A 2,143-nucleotide genomic window follows, 5' to 3' on the forward strand; every position below is an offset into this window, starting at 1 on the left:
AGGAATGTGGGAGCGTAGACTCTGTGAGACATGGGAGGGTTGACCTCCATGAGACGATGTGGAGATCCAAAGGTGCGACCATAAATCTTCCCAAAGTCCACTTTTTTAAACGAGTGGTCTGAGTGGAGAGGCTTTTTGTACATTCTTCGACCCATATTTTACACTATCTACAATCTTGTTCCATTTAAAGGTTGTCTTGTACGAAAGGAAATCGTTCAAAACCTAAGGAAACATGAGCATTTAAGAGAAAAATGATTCTCCATAGAGGGAGGATAGTTGAGAATTTATATGTTATATTTGTTGTGGTTAAGCTTGCATTAAATGGGGGTATTTATGTCAATTAAACGACGGAGAATTAAACTAGGTGATGTGTATGCCATCCCATTACCAGATGGTAAATTCGCCTTTGGTAGAAGGTTTAAGGATGCATCTATTGCGATATATAAAGATATTGGGGAGAGCATTGAGGATGTTCCTTTAAACGAAGAATACCAGTTTACTGTAGGGATATACGATTTTGTACTTAAATCCGATGAATGGCCAGTTATATCCAATCGTCCATTTGAAAATGAAGAGGATGCTTGGCCGCCACCCGCATGTGTAATTGATAAATTAAATGGCAATTTTTCGATTTATCATAAGGGAGAAATCTCACCTTCAGACAAAGCAAAATGTGAAGGGTTAGAGATAGCTGCCGTGTGGGGAGCCGAACATATAGTTGATCGAATCATGGGTGATGATAAGTGGCACAAACATCCAGGCGTTTAACCAACGGGTTATCTCGGAAAGTTTCTTTTAGATCTTTTATAAATTGAACGAAATCATTAAACTAACGGGTAACGACAGTAGATTGCAATTCGGAAATCCCTCATTTGTTTATTGCTGTAACAGGTATTTTTCATGCTGAACTTTTTTGGCGTTCACCTGAATTGAGCAAGCGAATCTGTTTAAGTAAGCTAACGAAACACAATAGAAATGCTGAAGGGCTGCCCCATGGCGGCCCTTCGCTATGCTTAAAAAGGGCAGTATTGTTTAACAAATATGAAGTCCTAACATTTTTGAGGGGCAAGTGTATACATAAAGGAAGCTCATTCGTTATATAGCAAGAAGGGAGGTTCAAGGTGGACAATGAGCTGATGTATCGACTTTTAAATCTGAAAATGAAACAAATCCAGCGATATTTGATCCGTCTAGGAGCCGACCGAGACGTCGCTGAGGATATCGTTCAGGAAACCATTTACAAAGGGCTGTTATACATAGATTCCATTCATGAGGACAAATTTTCGGCATGGATGTTCAAAGTTGCCCTAAATCATTATTACGATCTGTGCCGAAAGAAAAAACGGATGGAAATTCCGATTGAGGATGTCGCAGCTGAAGGTAATGAAGCCCCGGAAGAACTTTTCCTCCAAAAGGAAAGACGGGAAGAGATCGAACGCGTATTGGAAGATCTAACCCCCATCTATAAGCAGTTACTGATCATGAAATATGCTGCTCATCCGTAAGGAAATGCACTTGGTTAGCGAATTCTGTCTTGAAGATTTTAAATGTTGCTTCTGCAACGGCATTATCGTAGGGACAGCCTTTTCGGCTAAGGGATCGTGTAACGCCAAACGTTGTTAACGCTTCAGAAATGAGCTTATTATCAAACTCTCTGCCTCGATCCGTATGAAACATTTTAATACGATCTAATCTCTGTGAGATGCCCGCTATGGCTTTGTAAACAAGCTCTTTTGACTTGTTCGGACCGCTGCTGCATCCAATAATTTCACGATTAAAGAGGTCTACGAACAAGCATACATAATGTCATGTACCGGCTACTCGTACGTATGTTAAATCGCTGACGACAACAGCGTATGGCTCTTATTGATCAAATTCGGGTTGTAGTACATTCTCAACGACGGCCTCATTAGAATCGTTCTTAACAGGCTTGTACTGCGCTACCGTGTAATTAGATACCAGGCCATGTTTGCTCATGATCTGACCGATCTTACGGCGCGAGGCTAACAAGATTCGCTTTCCTAATTCAACCTTGATTTTTTGTGTGCCGTAGTTGTTTCGACTAGCTGAGAAGATCTCTAGAATCGCATCTTCTAGCTGCTGTTCTTCCTCGTTAGCGGCAGACTCAGACTTGTAGTAATAG

4 protein-coding genes are annotated in these 2,143 nt (G+C 41.0%); 2 read left to right on the top strand and 2 right to left on the bottom strand.

The features are described from left to right. Positions 1–333: 333 nt before the first annotated feature. Both AB4Z45_RS32795 and AB4Z45_RS32800 read left to right on the top strand, forming a co-directional pair. On the top strand, positions 334–768 hold the full coding sequence (locus tag AB4Z45_RS32795) for an Imm26 family immunity protein (protein ID WP_441913820.1): 435 nt from the start codon (positions 334–336) through the stop codon (positions 766–768). A 353-nt stretch (positions 769–1,121) separates the two neighbouring features. Then, positions 1,122–1,505, top strand: a complete 384-nt coding sequence (locus AB4Z45_RS32800; protein WP_441913821.1) for an RNA polymerase sigma factor — start codon at positions 1,122–1,124, stop codon at positions 1,503–1,505. Here AB4Z45_RS32800 and AB4Z45_RS32805 read toward each other — a convergent pair. Then, on the bottom strand, positions 1,480–1,794 hold the full coding sequence (locus AB4Z45_RS32805; RefSeq protein ID WP_441913822.1) for a DDE-type integrase/transposase/recombinase: 315 nt from the start codon (positions 1,792–1,794) through the stop codon (positions 1,480–1,482). The two genes, AB4Z45_RS32800 and AB4Z45_RS32805, sit on opposite strands and share 26 nt — an antisense overlap. 69 nt (positions 1,795–1,863) lie before the next feature. Continuing rightward, positions 1,864–2,143, bottom strand: a 280-nt coding sequence (locus AB4Z45_RS32810) for an IS3 family transposase (RefSeq protein WP_441913823.1), incomplete at its 5' end; no start/stop codon positions are given.

The sequence above is a fragment of the Paenibacillus sp. MCAF9 genome, from assembly GCF_052114265.1.
In the GTDB taxonomy this organism is placed as follows: domain Bacteria; phylum Bacillota; class Bacilli; order Paenibacillales; family Paenibacillaceae; genus Pristimantibacillus.

What these genes read in the sequence shown, in the direction of transcription:
- AB4Z45_RS32795 (WP_441913820.1), top strand. Translation starts at nt 334, where the DNA reads ATGTCAATTAAACGACGGAGAATTAAACTAGGTGATGTGTATGCCATC.